Genomic DNA, 17,327 nt, shown 5'->3' with positions numbered 1-17,327 from the left:
AACTCGCAAAGGCATGGCCCAGTTCAACGGGGGCGGTCATGCCTTACCGGTTCGAAACAACACCAGGCCCTGCCCGGCGGTGCGGGCAGGGCCGTCGTGTCCGAGTTTTTCGTAGGAACGTGCTTAGGCGGCTTCGACGAGACCGAGTCTCTGAGCCATCCGTTCTCGAACCACCGGCCATTCCGAGCCCAGGATCGAGTAGTACGCGGTATCTCGGACCGTGTCGTCGGCGCCTCGGCTGTCTGCCCGTCGCACGCCGTCAAGGTGTGCGCCGAGAGCCTCGATGGCGGCCCGGGATCGCGTGTTGCGTACATCGGCTTTGAGGGTGATGCGGTGGACGCCCCAGGTGTCGAAGGCCAGCGAGAGCATCAGGAACTTGCTCTCCCGGTTCACACCGGTGCCCTGCGCCGAAGCGGAGAGCCAGGTGTAACCGATGTCGGCCACGGACGGGATCTCGCCCACCGCGCCACGTGTACCCGGAGGCCAGGGCATCGGGCCCTGCCAGTACTCCAGGTGCATGAGACGGGTGGCACCGACCACGCGGTCGGTGTGCAGCCACCGGATGGCGAAAGGCAACGTCCGGCCTTCCGCCTGCTCAGCCAAAGCGGCCTCCACATAGGAGACCATCTCTTCCCGCCCATCGGGAACACGAGTGAAGGCGTACGTGGAACGGTCTTCACACGCCGCGGCGACGAGGTCATCGACCACCGCGAGGCTGAGAGGTTCCAGGCGCACGAGGCGCCCGGACAGGGTGACAAAAGCGGGCATGAGCACATGATGGGGCTTGCACGCCGCAGGAGATACCAGGACTCACGCGCTATCTTTTGCAGGTTTCTGCAATGGTCGCGTTTTCCCAGGTCAGCAGGCTGATCGTAGGGGGTGGCGAGCGGCCCGCGGGGCAAAGTTTGCCAAACCGATGCCTAGCCGTGCGCGGGCGTTGCGGCCATGGTGCGGCGTGGGGTTCTCCCCGCCGCCTGCTGCCGGGTGGACAGGTCGTGCAAACCTCTCGAGAGGTGGGCCAGGTTGGCCGAGATCCACGGCAGCGACAGGGGGTCCGAGGAGGTCAGCGCGGTCATGCGCTCCTCCTGGCTCTCGCCGTACAGGAGGCTGGTGGCCACCCGCACCCTGGCGGCCGAAGGGTCGTCGCCGAAGGCGTGTCCGGGCAGTACGGCGATGCCGTGATCCTCGATCAGCAGTTTGGTGATTTCTGCCGAGCCGCCCACCCCCAGGTGTCCGAGGTCGGGGTAGAGGTAGAAGCCGCCCTGCGGGGCCGGGACGCTCGCCCCCGCCTCGACGAACGCGGCGTGCACGGCGTTCGCGACCACCGCGTGCAGCCGCCGGCTGCGCGCCACGCGTTCGACCAGCTCCACGGGTTCGGTGAAGGCGTAGGCGGCCGCCTGCTGGACGGGAGCGGCCGGCGCCGACCAGATCTCGCTGGCGATCGCCAGGACCTTGTCGAGCAGTCCGCGCGCGCCGTGGGGCAGCCTGGCGACGCCGATGCGCCAGCCGCCGAGCGCGAGGCTCTTGCTCAGCCCGGTGGTGATGACCGTGCGTTCCGGCGCCAGGTCGGCCGGCGACAGGAACGGGGTGGCGAGGTCGTGGACGAGGTCGCGGTAGATCTCGTCGGATATGATCATGAGGTCGAGCTCGCGGGCGACCTGGACCAGGCGGCCCATGGTCCGCGGCGAGGCGAGCCGTCCCGTGGGGTTGTCGGGCAGCGTGACGAGCACGGAGCGCACGGTCCTGCCCTGCGCGCGGGCCCGCAGGACGGCGGCGGCGACCAGGTCGGGGTCGGGCGCCCCGCCCTCGCCGGGAGGCGTCGGCACCATGATCGGCTCGGCGCCGACCAGGTCGGCCTGCGCCGCGTAGCTGACCCAGCTCGGCTTGGGCAGCACGATGTCGCCGCCGATGGCGAGCTGCAGGCCGTACAGCAGGGGCTTGCTGCCCGGCGCGCAGACGACCTGGTCGGGTTCGGTGACGAGTCCCCGTCGGGTCCAGTAACCCGCCGCCGCCTCGCGCAGTTCCATGGCGCCCGCGACCGGCCCGTAGCCGTTGCGGTCGGCGGCGGCTACCAGCCTGTCCAGCAGCGCCGGGTGCACGGGCAGCCCTGCCTCGCCGAAGGCCAGGTGCAACACGCGTTCCCCGGCGCGCCGTCTTCGTTCGATGTCCTCGTTCGCCGCCAGGGTGGCGGAAAGCGTCACGTTCATGTTTGTCACGTTCCCAGCCTGGTTGTATGAAGGCATCAGCACAAGCGAGGCTTTTCATGGGTAGGCATAAGGAAGTCCGATGCTCGATTTGCGGCGTCTTATGGTGATCTGCGAGTTCGCCCGGCGGGGCAGTATCGCCGCCACCGCCGAGTCGCTGGGGTACAGTCCCTCGGCGGTCTCGCAGCAACTGGCCGCGCTGGAGCGGGAGGCCGGCACCGCGCTGCTCGACCGCACCGCGCGCAGCGCCGAGCTGACCGACGCGGGCCGCCGCCTGGTGGCGCACGCCGAGCGCATCCTGACCATGGTCGAGGAGGCGGAGTCCGACCTGTCGGCGCAGGCGGGCACGCCCGCGGGCCGCGTCGTGCTCACCGCCTTCCCCACGGCGGCGGTCGCCTTCGCGCCGGTGCTGGCGCGCTCGCTGCGCCGCCACACGGAGCTGACGATCAGGCTGGGACAGTCGCGCTCCGGGCGGGGCATGCGCGAGGTGCAGTCGGGCGAGGTCGACATCGCGCTCGTCGACGACTGGTACGGCAGGGCGCACGACAGCGAGTCGCTGCGGGTCTTCCCCCTCCTGCACGACCCGCTGGTCCTCGTGGTGCCGCGCAGACACCGCCTGGCCGACCCCGAGGTGCCGATCGACCTGCGAGAGCTGCGCGACGAGCCGTGGATGGCCACCCCTGACGGCGAGCCGTCCCGCCTGGCCGTGGACAGGCTCTTCGCCGACGTGGGCGGCGCGCGGCCGACGCCGTGGGAGTTCGAGGGCCTCGGCACCATCCTGTCCCTGGTGGCCAAGGGCATCGGCATCGCCGCCGTCCCCGCCCTGGCCCTGGCCGCGGGCGTGCGGGGCATCGCGGTGCGCCAGTTCCCCGGCTCCGCCGGAGGCCGTGACGTGCTGGCCGTCGCCCGTCGCTCCAGCGTCCACCGGCCCTCGGTGTCGGTGACGCTGCGGGCGATCCACGTCGCCGCCCGCTATCTCGCCGCCGATCTGGAGCCCGTCAGGCTGGCGCACCGGTAGCCTTCGGTGCCGTGGCTCCGACGTACGAGATCGAGACCCTGCTCGCGGGCGCCCGCGGAAAGATCGTCGCGGGCGTCGACGAGGTCGGCCGTGGCGCGTGGGCCGGCCCCGTCATGGTCTGCGCGGTCGTCACCGACCTGTCCGAGCCGCCCGGCGGGCTGACCGACTCCAAGCAGCTGTCGGCCGCCCGGCGCACCGCGCTCGTGCCCGAGCTGGAGCGGTGGGCGAAGGGCATCGCGTACGGCACGGCCTCCCACGAGGAGATCGACGCCCTGGGCATGACGGAGGCGCTGCGCAGGGCGGCCCGGCAGGCTCTCGATGCCCTTCCGGTGCGGCCCGACGTGGTGATCCTCGACGGCTCCCACGACTACATCGGCGCGCCGTGGCCGGTCCGCCTGGAGGTCAAGGGCGACCAGGCGAGCATCTCGGTGGCCGCCGCCTCGGTGCTGGCCAAGGTTCGGCGCGACACCCTCATGGCGGACCTCGGCTGCGACGAGTACGGCTTCGCGGAGAACGCGGGCTACCCCTCGCCCGTCCACCAGGCCGCGCTGGCCGAGCACGGCCCCACGCCGCACCACCGCCTGTCCTGGTCCTACCTGGACGACCTGCCGCGATGGCGCCATCTCAAGAAGCACAGGGACGCGGCGGTCGGCGAGGGGCAGATCTCCCTGTTCGGCTGAGCCCCCGGCGACGCACAATCGGGGAATGCGGATCGGCGTCTTCCTCGTCGCGGCTGCCTTCCCCGGGCAGGAGCCCGCGCGGGTGCTCGGCGACGCGCTCGCCGCCGTCGAGGCGGCCGAGGAGGCGGGCTTCGACGATGTGTGGATCGCCGAGCACCACTTCATGTCCTACGGCGTCTGCCCCTCCGCCGTCGCGTTCGCGGCGCTGGCGCTGGGCAGGACCAGGCGGATCGGCGTCGGCACCGCGGTGAGCGTGCTGTCCACCCGGCATCCCGTGGCGCTGGCCGAGGAGGCGGCCATGCTCCACCACCTGTCGGGCGGGCGCTTCACGCTGGGCGTGGGCAGGGGTGGCCCCTGGGTGGACCTGGAGGTGTTCGGGACGGGCCTGCCCCGGTTCGAGCGCGGGTTCGCCGAGTCGCTCGACGTGCTGTGCGCCGCGCTCTCGCGCGACACGGTCGCCGCGGACGGCGAGTTCTTCTCCTTCAGGGAGGTGGCGATGGTGCCGTCGGCGCGGATGACGCCCGTGGTCGCCTGCACCTCGGCGGACAGCATGCGGCTCGCGGCCCGCAGGGGCCTGCCCATGCTGCTCGGGATGCACGTCGGCGACCAGGAGAAGGCGGCGGCAGTCGCGGCCTACGAGGCGGCGGGCGGCCCTCGGGCGCCCCACGTGGCGGCGGCGGTCGGCCACGTCGCCGACACGACCGGCGAGGCCGTCAGGACGCTCAGGGAGGCGATGCCGCGGTGGCTGGAGCCGGGACTGGCCGGGTACGTGCCCGTGGACGGACGGGCCCGCCCCTCACGCGACATTCGCGGCTACGTGGAGTTCCTGACCGGCGCCCACCCGGTGGGCGACGCCGGTCACTGCGTGGCGGCCATCGAGCGCACGCGCGCCGTGACCGGGATCGAGCACCTGATCCTGATGGTCGAGGGTGCGGGTACCAGGGCCCGCACCCTCGAGAACATCCGGCGCCTCGGTGCCGAGGTGCTGCCCAGGATCAGCAGTCGACGAGCTCCGGCCGCTGGTTGAGGATCTGCGCCCGCGGCGTCACGAAGTCGCGGAGCGCGCCGGTCGCGGCCGGGTCGAACACCGCGACCCTGTGACAGTTCTGGAAGGCGAGCCGTACATCGAAGTGGCGCTCGAGGGCACCGCGCATCGCGTCGCTGGCCAGGCAGCGCAGGAGCTGGCCGCGAGCCTCCTCGTCCGGGGGCGGGGTGTGGTTGTCGGCGAACTCGGCTCCTGAATGTTCACGCTGCTTGACCAGCTCGCTGATCATCGACCAGGCGTAGGGGAGGGAATCGCGGACGCAGGCGACGAACGCCGCGTCGTCGATCTCACCCTGTCTCGCCTGCTCGAGAAGATCGTTAGGAACGGTCAGCGACATGCTTTCTCCTCTCGAAGGGGGCCCACTCGACGCTAGGTGTGGTCGTGGGCATGCTCTAGATGGCCTGAGGGCGACAGTCGAGTGACGCCTGGCCGTACACGAAGCCGGGGTCGATCTGCTCGGCGAGGTCGCGCCCGGTGCGCTCGTTGGCCCACGCGCGGGCGTTGCGCAGGTGGAACTCCGCGGCCTGCCTGCCGAACCTCTCCCAGTCCTTCTCCTGCGCGTCGACGTGCTTGAGCAGCACCGACAGGGCCTCGGCGTTGGCCGGTTCGAGGTCGTCGAGGGTGAACCGCCTGCCCTGCTCCATGGCGCGGACCGCGGTGGAGTGCTCCAGCCAGGTCAGCAGGTCGTCGCCGACCTGGTCGTGCAGGAACTCCACGTCGGCGGGCCCGTGGACCTTGTTGCCCACCACCGCGACGGGCACGTCGTGGTCGGCGGCGTAGTCCTTGTACTGCCGGTAGACGCTCACCCCCTGCCGGGTCGGCTCGGCCACCAGGAAGGTCACGTCGAACCGGGTGAACAGGCCGGAGGCGAAGGAGTCGGCCCCCGCCGTCATGTCGACGACGACGTACTCGTCGTGGCCGTCGACCAGGTGGTTGAGCAGCAGCTCGACCGCGCCGACCTTGGAGTGGTAGCAGGCGACGCCGAGGTCGTCCTCGCTGAAGGGCCCGGTGGCCATGAGGCGCGGCCCTTCCGGCGTCGCCACCGTGTACGGCAGGTCGGCGAAGCGCAGGATCCGCGAGCCGCGCCCCGGCGGGGTCGTCTTGACCATCGCGGCGGCGGAGGGGATCAGCGGATTGGAGCCGCGCAGCAGCTCCTTGATCTCGGTGAGGCGCCCGCCGAGCGGCTCGGGCTCCTCGTCCACGCCGAGGACCAGCGCCAGGTGCTGGTTGATGTCGGCGTCGACGGCCACCACCGGCCTGCCCTGACCGGCCACGTACCTCGAGAACAGTGCGGACACGGTGGTCTTGCCGCTGCCGCCCTTGCCAACGAACGCCACTCTCACGCTGAAGCCCCATCTGACGATGAAAACCGTTACCGATTCAGCATGGCACAAGGGGACGCGAGGCGGCGTGATTTTGCCGAAACGCTGGTCAGAGTGAAACGATCTGGGCGAACGTGATCTCGGTCAGCAGCCTCTCCTCGTGCTCGCGCAGGGCGGCCCACACGTCGGCGAGCGGCTCGGCCACCCCCGGATACTCGTCGGGTGACGGCCACCCCTCGACGACCGCGATCACGTCGGCCAGCGTGATCGCGGCGGCGTCGCGAGCCAGCCAGTAGCCGCCCTCAGGGCCGCGCTGGCTGCGGATCAGCCCGGCCCTGCGCAGCTGCAACAGGATGTTGTCCAGGAACCTGCGGGGGATGCCCTGCGCCGCGGCGATCCGCTCGGCGGGCACCGGGCCCTCCGGCGCCGCGGCCAGCTCGGTGACCGCCCGCAGCGCGTACTGCGTCCTAGCGGAGATCCGCACGAAGGCCCCAGCGGCGGCGAAGAGCGTTGTCACCGAGCTCGAAGAGCACGTCGATGACGATGCCGATCAGCAACACGACGATCATGGTGGCGAGCAGGCCCGCCGAGTCGGCCAGCTCCCTGGCGTAGTGGAGCTGCTCGCCGAGCGAGGGCTGGTTGGCGATGATGACCACGATCTCGCCCGCCATCAGCGACCGCCACGCGAAGGCCCAGCCCTGCTTGAGGCCCGCCAGGAACGACGGGAGCGAAGCCGGCAGGATCACGTGCCAGTAGAGCTGGAGCCGGCGGAAGCCGAGCACGTGCCCCGCGCGCAGCAGCAGCGGCGGCGTGTAGTCGACGCCGGTGATCAGGCCGTTGGCGATGGAGGGCGCGGCGCCGAGGATCACCACGAAGGTGATGGCGCTCTCGCTCAGCTTGAACAGCAGGATCGCCAGCGGGAACCAGGCGATCGACGGCATGGTCTGCAGGCCCGTGATGAGCGAGCCGAAGGCCGCCCGCAGCACCCTGACCCTGGAGACCAGCGCGCCGACGATCAGGCCGATCAGCACGGCGGCGGCGAAGCCGGTCACCGCCCTGCGCATGGTCACCCCGACGGCCTGCCAGAACTCGGCGGTGGCCAGGCGGTCGAACAGCACGGGGAAGACCTCGGACGGGCCCGCGAAGACCCAGGGCTCCCAGAACCCCGCCCAGACCACGCCCTGCCAGATGATCAGCACGATGCCGACCGCCAGCGTGATCGGCCAGACCCGCGCCCAGAGGCGGCCGGCCAGGGCGCCGCGCCGCTTCTCGGTGATCTCCAGGGCGTCGAGGCCGGCGATCTGGGCGGCGTGAGTGTCAGTGGTCACGGCGTTCCTCCCTCGCGGCCGCCTCCGCCCGCGGGCCCTGGCTCACGCGAGCCGCCGGCGTGGCGGGCCACCTCCTGCTTGAGCTGGTCGGTGATGCGCGCCGCCAGCCCCGCCACCTCGGCCGAGTCCGTACGGCGCGGCCGGGCGAGCTCCACGGGGAACTCCTCGACGACCTTGCCCGGCCTGCTGCTCAGCAGCACGACCCGGTCGCCGAGCCGTACCGCCTCGCGGACGTTGTGGGTGACGAACAGCACCGACAGCTGCCGCTCGCGCCAGATCCGCTCCAGCTCGTCGTGGAGCAGGTCGCGGGTCATGGCGTCGAGCGCGCCGAACGGCTCGTCCATGAGCAGCACGTCGGCGTCCTGGGCCAGCGAGCGGGCCAGCGCCACGCGCTGGCGCATGCCGCCCGACAGCTGGTGCGGCCGCTTGGGGCCGAAGCCGCCCAGGTGGACCATCTCGAGGAACTCCTCGGCCCTGGCCCGCCGTTCCCGCCTGGGCAGCGCCCGCATGGCCATCTCGACGTTGGCCGCGACGGTGAGCCAGGGGAACAGCGCGGGTTCCTGGAACATCATCGCGACCCTGCGGCCGGTCGTGGTGATCGTGCCGCCGGACGGCCGGTCGAGCCCTGCCACCAGCGAGAGCAGCGTGCTCTTGCCGCATCCCGACGCGCCGAGGAGGCAGACGAACTCGCCGGGCGCCACGCCGAGCGAGACCTTGTCGAGGGCGAGCAGGTCGCCGTAGAGCTTGGAGACCCCTTCGAGCCTGACCGCGACCTGGCGGTCCACCTGGACGGTCATGTCACTTGTCCTTGATCGACTGCTGGCCCTTGGCGGCCAGGACCTCGTTGAGGACCTTCAGGTCGTAGATGCCGTTGAGGTCCACCGGCTTCAGCAGCCCGACCTTCACGGCGTGGTCGGCGCTGCCGGTCAGCGAAGCGGCGATCGGGTCGTTGGTGAACGTGATGTTCTTGAACGCGCTGGCCAGCACCTCGGGCTTGAGCGGCTTGCCCGTCAGCTTCTCGACCGAGGCGTTGACCACCTTCGCCGCGGCGTCGGGGTCGGCGTTGATCTCCTCGGTCGACTGGACGTGCGCCTCGATGAGCTTCTTGAGCAGGTCGGGGTTGGCCTTGGCCCACTCCTGCCGGACGATCAGGTGAGTGATCACGAACTGCTTGTCCGGCCAGAGCTCGCGCTCGTCCTGCAGGATCTTGCCCTTGCTCTCGATGACCAGCCTGCTGGCGAACGGCTCGGGCACCCATGCGCCGTCGATGTCACCCGTGGCGAACGTCTGCAGGGTCTGCGAGTTCTCCTGCGGGACGATGCTGACGTCGCCGCCGCCCTTGGTGTCGGTCTTGAGGCCCTTCTCCTGGAGCCAGTAGCGCAGGGCGACGTCCTGCGTGTTGCCGAGCTGCGGAGTGGCGATCTTCTTGCCCTTGAGGTCCTCCACCGAGTTGATCTCGGGCTTGACGACGAGGTAGACGCCGCCGGAGGCCGCGCCCGCCACGATGTTGATGGCCTTGCCCTTGGACTTCTCCCAGGCGTTGATGGCCGGGTTGGGGCCGATGTAGGTGGCGTCGACGGCGCCGGAGAAGACCGCCTCGATGGCGGCCGGACCCGCGTTGAACGTGCTGGTCTTGAGGGGGACGCCGAGAGACTTGGCGTAGATGCCCTTCTCGACGCCGTAGAGGGCGGTGGAGTGCGTGATGTTCGGGAAGTACCCGAGGCGCACCTCCTTGGCGGCCGCAGCCGGCGCGCCCGACGAGGAGGACCCGCACGCGGCCGCGAGCGAGGTCATGGCCAGTATGGCGACGGCGGCGGCTAGCCTCTTCATCGCAACTCCCTATTTCCTACTTAATAAGTCGGCTATGTGCACATCAAAACCCTTCATTCCCTTCTAGTCAAGTCGGAATTACGAGACCCTTTGTCAGGGAGATCCGTCAGCTCCCGGCCGGGAGGGGGCGGCGCTGTCGGGCCACCCGGTGGGGCCGACGAGCTCGATCTCGATGGCCAGGACGCCGAGCGCCTCCTTCTCGGGTCCGTAGATGCGCCGGACGTCGGCCAGCTGCTCCGCCAGCGGGCTGTCCGGGTTGACCCGCTCCGGACCTTCGGCGGCGAACATCTCCTCGAAGGAGGCGTAACACGTGACGCGCATGCTCGGTGTCGCGCGTGCCGGTGGATGGCGGGGTTGTGGGAGTGCGGGTGGCGGCACCGTGAGCCGTGCTGTACCTCGAGGTGAGGCCTACCTGCCCACACATGGCGGAGGCGTGAATCCCTCTAGCACTCCCCGTGACTGATCCACTACTCTAAGTAATCAAACGGTCGCCTTCAGTCACCGCACGCAGGAGGTTCCATGCGTCGTCCCGCCCGCTTACCCGCCGCCTGTGGCCTGCTCCTGTCCGTCACTCCAGCCCAGGCCGGTCCAGTGCCGCCAACCGTGACCCGGTAGCCGACACCGCCCCGTCTCCGGCCCGGCGCCGCCCCACCCCACGCCCCACATGGCTCCGGGCCGGCCCGGCGGTGTCCCGCCCTGTACGCGCAGCTCGTGCCCACAGCTCGTGCCCACAGCTCGTGCCCACGGCTTTGTCCACAGCTACGTGCCCACGGCTCGTGCCCACGGCGCGTGCCCGCACCGGCCCCGGGCCGGTTCGGCGTCCACACCATCCATCCCCACTCAGGCGCCGGGCCGGTCCGGTTCACGGCCCCGTGGCTGGGCACGGATCCACCCCTCAAGCCCCCCCGAGCCCTGCCCGCCGTGGCGACCCTCGTGCTGGCTGCCGCCGTCGTCCCGCCCTTCGTGCCGGGGGGCGGCGGTCCTGCCGGTCGAGCGGGCCGCTAGCAGACCTCGTCCAGCGAGATCGCCCGCTCCGAGGAGGAAGGGGTGGGCGACGGGGACGGGGTCGACACGGTGCGCCGCGGGGCGCCGGACCTGTCCTTCAGCGCCTCGGACACCTTGCGCTTGATCAGGTGCCAGTCCGGGTAGGCCGTGTTGATCAACGGGGGCACGAACTGGAGGCTCTTGATGTGGGTGCCCTTCACCTTCTGCCCGAGGTCGACCAGCGCCGGCAGCAGGTCGGCCGGGATGTCGGTGGAGATGGCCCGCTTGGTGGCGGCGGCCAGGTTCTCGAAGCTGTTGAGCAGCGTCACCGGGTCGGCCTGCTGGGCGACGGCGTTGAGCAGGCACTTCTGGCGGCCCATGCGCACGTAGTCGTCGCTGTAGGTGCGTGAGCGGCCGAACCACAGCGCCTCCTCGCCGGACAGCTTGCGGGTGCCGGCGGGCAGCAGGCCCTCGTTGTACTTGCCGTAGGTGATCGGCTCCCTGATGGTGATCCTGACCCCGCCCATCGCGTCGATGATCTGCGCGAAGCCCGCCATGTCGACCATGGCGTAGTAGGTGACGGGGATGCCGAGGATGTCACTGATCGTCTGCTTGAGCAGGGTCGGGCCGCGGTGGCCGTTCTTCACGCCCGGCACCATCTCGGGGTAGTCCTCGGCGTACTGGAAGACCTCGTTGAGCAGGCCGGGGGTGGCGGGCGGCTCGCCGGTGAAGCCGTAGGGGAAGCGGTCGCGGGCCGGGCCGTCGGGCAGCTGTACCTGCTGCAGGTTGCGCGGCAGGCTGAAGAGCGTCGTGGCGCCCGTGGCGGTGTCGATGCTGGCGACGGTCATGCTGTCGGTGCGTACGCCGGGCCGGTTGGGGGCGGCGTCGGCGCCCACGAGCAGGATGTTGACGCGGGTCGCGCCCTTCCACGGGTCCCTGGCGATCACCGGGCTGGTGCTGGTGGCGGAGAACACGGTGGTCACCACGTCGTGGGAGAGGTAGGCCACGCGGCCGGCCCACGCGCTCGGCGCGATGACCAGCATGCACAGCGCGCCCGCGACGGCGAGGTTCAGGTTGTGGCCCGCGCCCTTGGGCCGGACGAGCCAGAAGGACCAGAGGATCACGACCGACCAGGTGACGCCGACCGTCGCGATGGCGACCGTGAGCGCGGCGAGCCAGGCGGGCTGGACGGCCAGCGACAGCAACTGGCCGCGGAAGGCCGTGGCCATGGTCACGATCAACCCGACGAGCACCAGGTAGACCGTCATGAGCAGGAAACCGGTGCGATGCCGTCCCGTGGCGATGTGGGCCACGCCCCACAGCAGCGCCGAGCCGATCGTCAGGCTCACACCCGTACCTGGGCCGAATTCGCGACCTTTGCCAGCCATCCCGCCCCAACCTCAGCTATCAGCAGATCCATCACAGATTAGTAACGGTTGCGGATCGATCGGCCAGGTTACGGAACGCGTCGGTCCAAGCTTTCACCAAGAGGCCGCTCCGGCGAACGAGGTGGGTGCCGGGGTGTATCCCAGCAGCTCGCGAGCCCGGCTGATGTCCAGCGTACGCTCGACGGCCAGGTGGCCCACGGCGTACCTGGTCAGCCTGGGTGGGCGGCCGGTGAGCCCGGCGACGATCTCGGAGAGGGCGGCCATCCGCATGGCGGGGCCCGCGCCGACGTAGAGCGGTTCTGCGGCGATGCGGCGTTCGCGCAGCACCTCGCGGAGCGCGGTCTCCAGGGTGACCGGGTGGCTGTCGGTGACGTTGTAGACGCCGATCGGGGCCGCGACGGCCAGCAGGCAGGCCTGGGCGAGGTTGTCCACGGAGGTGAGGCTGAGCCTGGTCGCGCCGCTGCCGACGGCGAGCAGTCGGCCCGCCCTGACCGAGCGCAGCAGGCGGGGCAGGAGCGTGGTGTCGCCCCTGCCGTAGATCGCGTGCGGGCGCAGGATCACCGCCGCGCCCATGACGGTGTTCTCCGCGGTGGCCTTGGCCGCGCCGTAGGCGTTGGCGTAGCGTCTGACCGGGGCCTCGTCCTCCTTCGCCATGACGGTCGGGCGGAACGGGTCGTAGACGCTCGCCGTGCTGACGTGGACGAAGCGGGCGCCGGGGAAGGCGGCCATCGCGTTGCGCGTGCCCGTGACGTTGGCCTGCCAGATCTCCCGCGGCGGACCCCAGTCCGTGACGCTGCCGGCGCAATGGATCACCGCGTCGACCCGCTCGTCCGGGGGTCGTCCGTGGACCAGGTCCCACGAGGTGTAGGGGACGGTGCCCAGGTCGGCGTGGGGACGCCGGCCGTACGCCAGCACCTCCCAGCCCCGGGCGGCGGCGGCCCTGCAGACGGCGCCGCCCACGAAGCCGGACGCCCCGGTGACCGCGACCCTCATGACAGGCCCCACCCGAGCCCACGGAGGCTGCCGTGAGAGGTCTGTCGCACGATCGGTCGGGAGGTGCTCCCGATGCCCAGGCAGGCCGGGCCGGGAGCGTGTCCGCAGGCGAGGGGCATCGAACGGGAGGTGGCCCCGACGGCCTGGAAGGCCGGGCCGGGAGCGTGTCCGCAGGCGGGGGTCATCGGGCCACCAGCCGTCTGATCGCGGCCCTGTCGAGCTTGTCGCTGCGGCCCTTGCGGGGCAGTTCGGCGAGCGTGACGATGCGGTCGGGGAGCGCGGGGGCGTCCATGAGGTCGGGCAGCGCCTTGCGCACCAGCTTCTCGTCGTAGCCCGCCGTCGCGGTCAGCGCCAGGACGACCTCCTCGTCGCCGGTGTCGGGATCGGGCAGGCCGACGACCGCCGCTTCGCCGACGCCCGGCAGCGCGGCGATGGCGGGTTCGTAGACGCCGGGATAGATGTTGACGCCGTCCCTGAGGATCATGTCCTTCTTCCTGCCGAGCAGCACCAGCCTGCCGTCGGCGTCGAGGCGGACCAGGTCGCCGGTGGCCACCTCGGTGAGCGGCGGGTCGCCGAGGTAGCCGCGGGCGAGGTGCGGCCCGTTCACGAACAGCTCGCCGTCGTCGGCGACCCGCACGCCCACGCCCGGCAGCGGGGCGCCGAGCAGGTCGCCGCCCGTCGCGGCCAGCTTGTCCTCGGCGGAGGCGACGGCGATCGGCAGCGCTTCGGTCATCGCGTACACCGACAGGATGTCGGCGGCGGGCGCCGCCTGCCGCGCCCTCCGGAGAACGGCGGGCGGCGCGGGCGCGGCCCCGAGCAGCAGGCAGCGCAGGGTCGCGGGCAGCCTGGGAGTGCGCTCCAGCAGCGCGTGCAGCCGTACCGGAACGGAGAAGGCGTGGGTGGCTCCGCGCCTGGCCAGCTCGCTCGCGTAGTCGCCGCGGCCCGGCATCGACCAGGTGGCGCCCGCGATGAGCGCGGGCAGACCGAGGATGAACTGGTCGGTGTGCACGACGTCGCCCGGCCCCAGCGGCACCGCCTCGGTGAACAGGCGCAGCCCCGCGGCCAGCGACCGCCTGGTGTGCACGACTCCCTTGGGCCGCTCCGTCGTCCCGGACGTGAAGGCCACCACAGCCGCCTGGTCCGACGTCACCCGGCCGCCCACCCCAGGCCCGCCCGGTACGGCGGGCAGCCCACCCGCCAAGGGCCCGCCCGGTACGGCGGGCAGCCCGTCCAGCCTGAGCGCGCCCCGGGGGACGCCGGGCAGCCACGGCCCGGTGTAGAGGTGGCGGGCTCCGGGGAACGGCTCGCGCAGGTTCGGCAGCACCAGCCCCCTGCGCCTGGCCACTCCTTTCAGCGGCCCGCTGAGCAGGTACAGCAGCGATTCGGCCAGCACCCACCGGGGGCGGGTGTGCGCCATCCGCCCCGCGAACACCTCGGGCGCGAGCCCGGGGTCGGCCAGCACGAGCGTCCCGCCCGCGGCGACCGCGCCGAGTGCCAGCGCGACGGCGTCGGGCCCCGGCCGGACGGCGAACAGGACCCCGAAGTCGTCCGTGTCGTGCAGGGCGTGGGCGACGGTGAGGAGGCGGTCGCGGAGCGCGCCGTAGGTGACGGAGGCCCCGTCGGGTGCGATCAGCGCGGTCCTGCCTGGCGTGCTGTCAGCGGTGGCGAGCACGCCGGAAATGATGTCGATCATGCTTTCCTGACCCAGAGGTGCGCGTAGGTCGGGATGAGGACGCCGCGCGCCGCCCGCCTGCCCACGACGCGCAGGTCGTGCTGGAGCAGGGTGGCGGCGACGGCGCGGATCTCGGCCAGCGCGAGCGGGTATCCGATGCAGAAGTGCGGCCCCGCGCCGAACCACAGCCTGCGCAGCTCGGGCGGGTGCGGCCGGGAGAGGTCGAAGGGGCCGTGCGCGCGGGCGCAGTTGTGGGTGGCGATGAGCACGCGGTCGCCCGGCCGTACCGGGATCGTGCCGACGGTGGCGGGTTCGGCGACCGAGCGCAGCATCACCGGGGTGGGGGTGGTCACCCGCATGGCCTCCTCGACGGCGCGGTCGAGGTCGGCGTCCGCGATCCGCCGGTCGCCGCCGAGGTGCCCGTGGTCGTGCAGCAGCGCGACGAGGCGGGGGACGAAGGTGGCCACGGTCTCGGTGCCGGTCAGGAAGAACGCGCCCGCCGCGCCCCTGGCCTCGGCTTCGGACAGTCCGAGCGAGCGCATCCTGCCCATGACGGTGGACGGGTCGCCGGCGAGGTAGGCGGCGGAGGCGATGTCGCCGATCCGGTCGAGGACCTCGCGGGCGGCCACGACCTGGCGGTCCGACAACCTGCGGGTGCGCAGCGACACCATGGCGGCCACGCGTTCCCCGTCGGCGAACAGCGCCCGCGCCCGTTCGGCGGACACCTCGCCGAGCCCGATCACCCTGCAGATCACCGAGCCGGCCATCAGCCGCATGGCGTCCACGAGGTCCACCCGCTCGCCCTGGTCGAGCCGGGCGGACAGCTGCTTCAACGGCAGGTCGAGCACGTCGGCGACGAGCGCCGAGACGGACGAGGGAGTGAAGAGCGGCGCGAGCTTGCCGCGTAGCGCGGCGTGGCCGGCGCCCTCCATGTTGAGCAGCACGGACGGGCCGAGCACCGGTGTCCACAGCTCGCCCGGCGAGCCGGGTCCGTCCTTGCGGAAGCGCGGGTCCATGAGCACCCGGCGGGCGGTGGCGGCGTCGTTGACGACAACGCCGAGCCCGGGGACACGGACCACGGGTCCCATGCGCGCCAGCAGGCGGACCAGGGGATAGGCGAAGGGGTGCGCGGCCAGGTAGAGCCTGGTCTCAGGGGTCATCGGATATCGATCGTGTCTGGCCGGTAGTGGTGGTCGATGTACCAGGCGAGGGTGCGGACCAGGCCGTAGGCGCGCAGGCGGCGCACCGAGCCGAACACCACGACGTCGCGGCGGGAGCCGTACGCGCCGGTGAGCCTGCGCACGCGGTTGACCAGCTCGCGGTCCTCGTGCATCTCCTCGATCGCGGTGCGGGGGAAGCCGCCGGAGCGCTCGTAGAGGTCCGCGGTGATCGCCAGGGTGGCGCCGGGCATCATCACGTACGGCCCGCGGTACTCGGGCGAGCGGTTGCTCGGCCGTACCTTGCCGAAGAAGGCGGCGGTCTCGACCACGGCGGGGATGAGGCGGCGCTCCCAGAGTCTCAGCGGGAACTCGTCGGTGCGCGCCCGCAGCTTGCCGCCGACCAGTTCGAGGCCGTCGTCGAAGGCGCGGCGGATGTTCGCCGTCCAGTCGGCGCGCGGCAGGCAGTCGGCGTCGGTGCGCGCCAGGTGGGTGGCGCCGTTGGCGATCGCGTGGCGCATGCCGGTGTCGGAGGCGGCGCCGGTGCCCTTGCGCGTCTCGTGGACGACCTCGGCGCCGAACGACCGGGCCACCTCGGCGGTGCCGTCGGTGCTGGCGTTGTCGACGACCAGCAGGGTGAAGTCGCGGTCGTGCTGCTCGCGCAGGGCGCGCAGCGTCGCCCCGATGCTCGCCGCCTCGTTGTAGGCGGGCACGACGACCCAGAGGCGCATCACATCTCCGCCAGCATGACGCCCATGCTGATGCCGCCGCCGAGGCCGAGCATCGCCACCCGGTCGCCCGGTGCCCAGCCGCCCAGCTGGAGTTGCAACGGGAGCGTGGCCGAGGCGCAGTTGCCGTGCTCGGGCAGGCTGACGACCAGCCTGTCCTCGGGGATGCCCAGCGTGTCGGCCAGGAAGCGCAGGTACGGCAGCGCCACCTGGTGCACCGCGACGATCGAGAAGTCCGTCCACGACAGCCCCGTCCGCTTGAGGGCGTTGAGGAAGATGTCGGGCCCGACCTTCTCGAACGCCTCCTTCAACCGGCGGCCGTCGCCGCGGAAGTAGGAGTGCTCGGGGTCGCGGGGATGCGCGGAGCCGCCGCCGGGCAGCGTGCCGACGTCCCACGCGGTGCTGTCGGCGGAGAAGTCGCGGTAGAAGATGCCGCGTCGCGGGTCGGCGGCGACCAGCACCGCGGCTCCCGCGTCGGACAGCGTGTAGCCGGCGAAGGACTCGACGAACTGCCGGCGATCCTCCACCTGCCATCTGATCGCCCGGCTCGGCGTCTCGCCGGAGCACACCAGCACCCTGCGGTACGCGCCGGACACGATCAGCGCCTCGGCCACCTGGATCCCGTTGAGCAGGCTGTTGCAGGCGTTCTTCACATCGAACACCGGACACGACAGGCCCAGTTTCGCGGCCACGATGTGCGCGGTCGCCGGCTCGACCATGTCCTGCGACGCGGAGGCGAAGACCAGCAGGTCGACGTCGGTGTCGAGCTGCCTGGCGGCCTCGGCTGCCAGGTCGGATGCCTGCTGGTCGCCCGCCGCCACATGCCTGCGCCTGATGCCCGTCAGGCGTTCTATGAGCCCGCTGGGTGCCCTGAATCCCTCGATCCGCTCCTCGACCTCACCGCTCGTCCGCGTCAGGCCGGGGAGGTACGTCGCTATGTCCACGATGCGCGCCTTCACGCGAAGCAGGCTAGTCAAC

Annotated in this window: 18 protein-coding genes; 3 read left to right on the top strand and 15 right to left on the bottom strand. The window is 71.6% G+C overall.

Features of this window, described 5'->3' with window-relative positions; genetic code table 11:
• Positions 1–123: 123 nt before the first annotated feature.
• Positions 124–768: a GNAT family protein gene (locus tag ABZX22_RS40715; protein WP_354921100.1), complete on the bottom strand. Its 645-nt coding sequence runs from the start codon at positions 766–768 to the stop codon at positions 124–126.
• Positions 769–920: 152 nt separating this feature from the next.
• On the bottom strand, positions 921–2,207 hold the full coding sequence (locus tag ABZX22_RS40710) for a pyridoxal phosphate-dependent aminotransferase (protein WP_354921097.1): 1,287 nt from the start codon (positions 2,205–2,207) through the stop codon (positions 921–923).
• Positions 2,208–2,286: 79 nt separating this feature from the next.
• On the opposite strand from ABZX22_RS40710, the gene ABZX22_RS40705 reads away from it, so the two are divergent.
• Genes ABZX22_RS40705 through ABZX22_RS40695 form a run of 3 tightly spaced genes read left to right on the top strand, consistent with a single transcriptional unit; the run spans position 2,287 to position 4,929 of the window.
• On the top strand, positions 2,287–3,222 hold the full coding sequence (locus tag ABZX22_RS40705) for a LysR family transcriptional regulator (RefSeq protein WP_354921094.1): 936 nt from the start codon (positions 2,287–2,289) through the stop codon (positions 3,220–3,222).
• Between the two features lie 11 nt (positions 3,223–3,233).
• A complete protein-coding gene (locus tag ABZX22_RS40700) occupies positions 3,234–3,902 on the top strand; it encodes a ribonuclease HII (RefSeq protein ID WP_354921091.1) in 669 nt (222 codons plus the stop codon).
• A gap of 25 nt (positions 3,903–3,927) precedes the next feature.
• Entirely contained in the window at positions 3,928–4,929 is a 1,002-nt protein-coding gene (locus ABZX22_RS40695) for an LLM class flavin-dependent oxidoreductase (RefSeq protein WP_354921088.1), read from the top strand.
• Here the strand turns inward: ABZX22_RS40695 and ABZX22_RS40690 are convergent.
• The 13 genes from ABZX22_RS40690 to ABZX22_RS40630 form a co-directional block, all read right to left on the bottom strand.
• Positions 4,898–5,284 carry an SCO5389 family protein gene (locus ABZX22_RS40690; RefSeq protein WP_354921085.1) on the bottom strand — a complete coding sequence of 129 codons (387 nt, stop codon included), beginning with the start codon at positions 5,282–5,284 and terminating at the stop codon, positions 4,898–4,900. The genes ABZX22_RS40695 and ABZX22_RS40690 overlap by 32 nt on opposite strands.
• Before the next feature lie 55 nt (positions 5,285–5,339).
• Positions 5,340–6,290: an ATP-binding protein gene (locus tag ABZX22_RS40685; protein ID WP_354921082.1), complete on the bottom strand. Its 951-nt coding sequence runs from the start codon at positions 6,288–6,290 to the stop codon at positions 5,340–5,342.
• 88 nt (positions 6,291–6,378) lie between these two features.
• Positions 6,379–6,753 carry an Rrf2 family transcriptional regulator gene (locus tag ABZX22_RS40680; protein ID WP_354921079.1) on the bottom strand — a complete coding sequence of 125 codons (375 nt, stop codon included), beginning with the start codon at positions 6,751–6,753 and terminating at the stop codon, positions 6,379–6,381.
• Complete coding sequence (locus tag ABZX22_RS40675) at positions 6,737–7,597, bottom strand: ABC transporter permease (RefSeq protein WP_354921077.1); 861 nt, start codon at positions 7,595–7,597, stop codon at positions 6,737–6,739. The genes ABZX22_RS40680 and ABZX22_RS40675 overlap by 17 nt, the downstream gene beginning before the upstream one ends.
• Entirely contained in the window at positions 7,594–8,394 is an 801-nt protein-coding gene (locus ABZX22_RS40670) for an ABC transporter ATP-binding protein (RefSeq protein WP_354921074.1), read from the bottom strand. The genes ABZX22_RS40675 and ABZX22_RS40670 overlap by 4 nt, the downstream gene beginning before the upstream one ends.
• Before the next feature lies 1 nt (position 8,395).
• Positions 8,396–9,427: an ABC transporter substrate-binding protein gene (locus ABZX22_RS40665; RefSeq protein ID WP_354921070.1), complete on the bottom strand. Its 1,032-nt coding sequence runs from the start codon at positions 9,425–9,427 to the stop codon at positions 8,396–8,398.
• Between the two features lie 93 nt (positions 9,428–9,520).
• Positions 9,521–9,748 (bottom strand): hypothetical protein, encoded by a 228-nt coding sequence (locus ABZX22_RS40660; protein WP_354921067.1) that lies wholly within the window; start codon positions 9,746–9,748, stop codon positions 9,521–9,523.
• Between the two features lie 680 nt (positions 9,749–10,428).
• Positions 10,429–11,760: an LCP family protein gene (locus tag ABZX22_RS40655; RefSeq protein WP_354921064.1), complete on the bottom strand. Its 1,332-nt coding sequence runs from the start codon at positions 11,758–11,760 to the stop codon at positions 10,429–10,431.
• Between the two features lie 132 nt (positions 11,761–11,892).
• Positions 11,893–12,792: an NAD-dependent epimerase/dehydratase family protein gene (locus tag ABZX22_RS40650; RefSeq protein WP_354921061.1), complete on the bottom strand. Its 900-nt coding sequence runs from the start codon at positions 12,790–12,792 to the stop codon at positions 11,893–11,895.
• A gap of 181 nt (positions 12,793–12,973) precedes the next feature.
• Positions 12,974–14,485, bottom strand: a complete 1,512-nt coding sequence (locus tag ABZX22_RS40645) for a class I adenylate-forming enzyme family protein (protein ID WP_354921058.1) — start codon at positions 14,483–14,485, stop codon at positions 12,974–12,976.
• A complete protein-coding gene (locus ABZX22_RS40640; RefSeq protein ID WP_354921056.1) occupies positions 14,482–15,624 on the bottom strand; it encodes a cytochrome P450 in 1,143 nt (380 codons plus the stop codon). The genes ABZX22_RS40645 and ABZX22_RS40640 overlap by 4 nt, the downstream gene beginning before the upstream one ends.
• On the bottom strand, positions 15,621–16,352 hold the full coding sequence (locus tag ABZX22_RS40635) for a glycosyltransferase (protein WP_354921053.1): 732 nt from the start codon (positions 16,350–16,352) through the stop codon (positions 15,621–15,623). Before ABZX22_RS40635 ends, ABZX22_RS40640 begins: the two co-directional genes overlap by 4 nt.
• Complete coding sequence (locus ABZX22_RS40630) at positions 16,352–17,308, bottom strand: ketoacyl-ACP synthase III (protein ID WP_354921051.1); 957 nt, start codon at positions 17,306–17,308, stop codon at positions 16,352–16,354. The genes ABZX22_RS40635 and ABZX22_RS40630 overlap by 1 nt, the downstream gene beginning before the upstream one ends.
• Between the last annotated feature and the right edge of the window lie 19 nt (positions 17,309–17,327).

The organism is Nonomuraea sp. NPDC003804 (assembly GCF_040610675.1).
In the GTDB taxonomy this organism is placed as follows: domain Bacteria; phylum Actinomycetota; class Actinomycetes; order Streptosporangiales; family Streptosporangiaceae; genus Nonomuraea.
The sequence above is the reverse complement of the archived record's forward strand: the minus strand, read 5'-3'. Positions and strand labels throughout refer to the sequence as shown.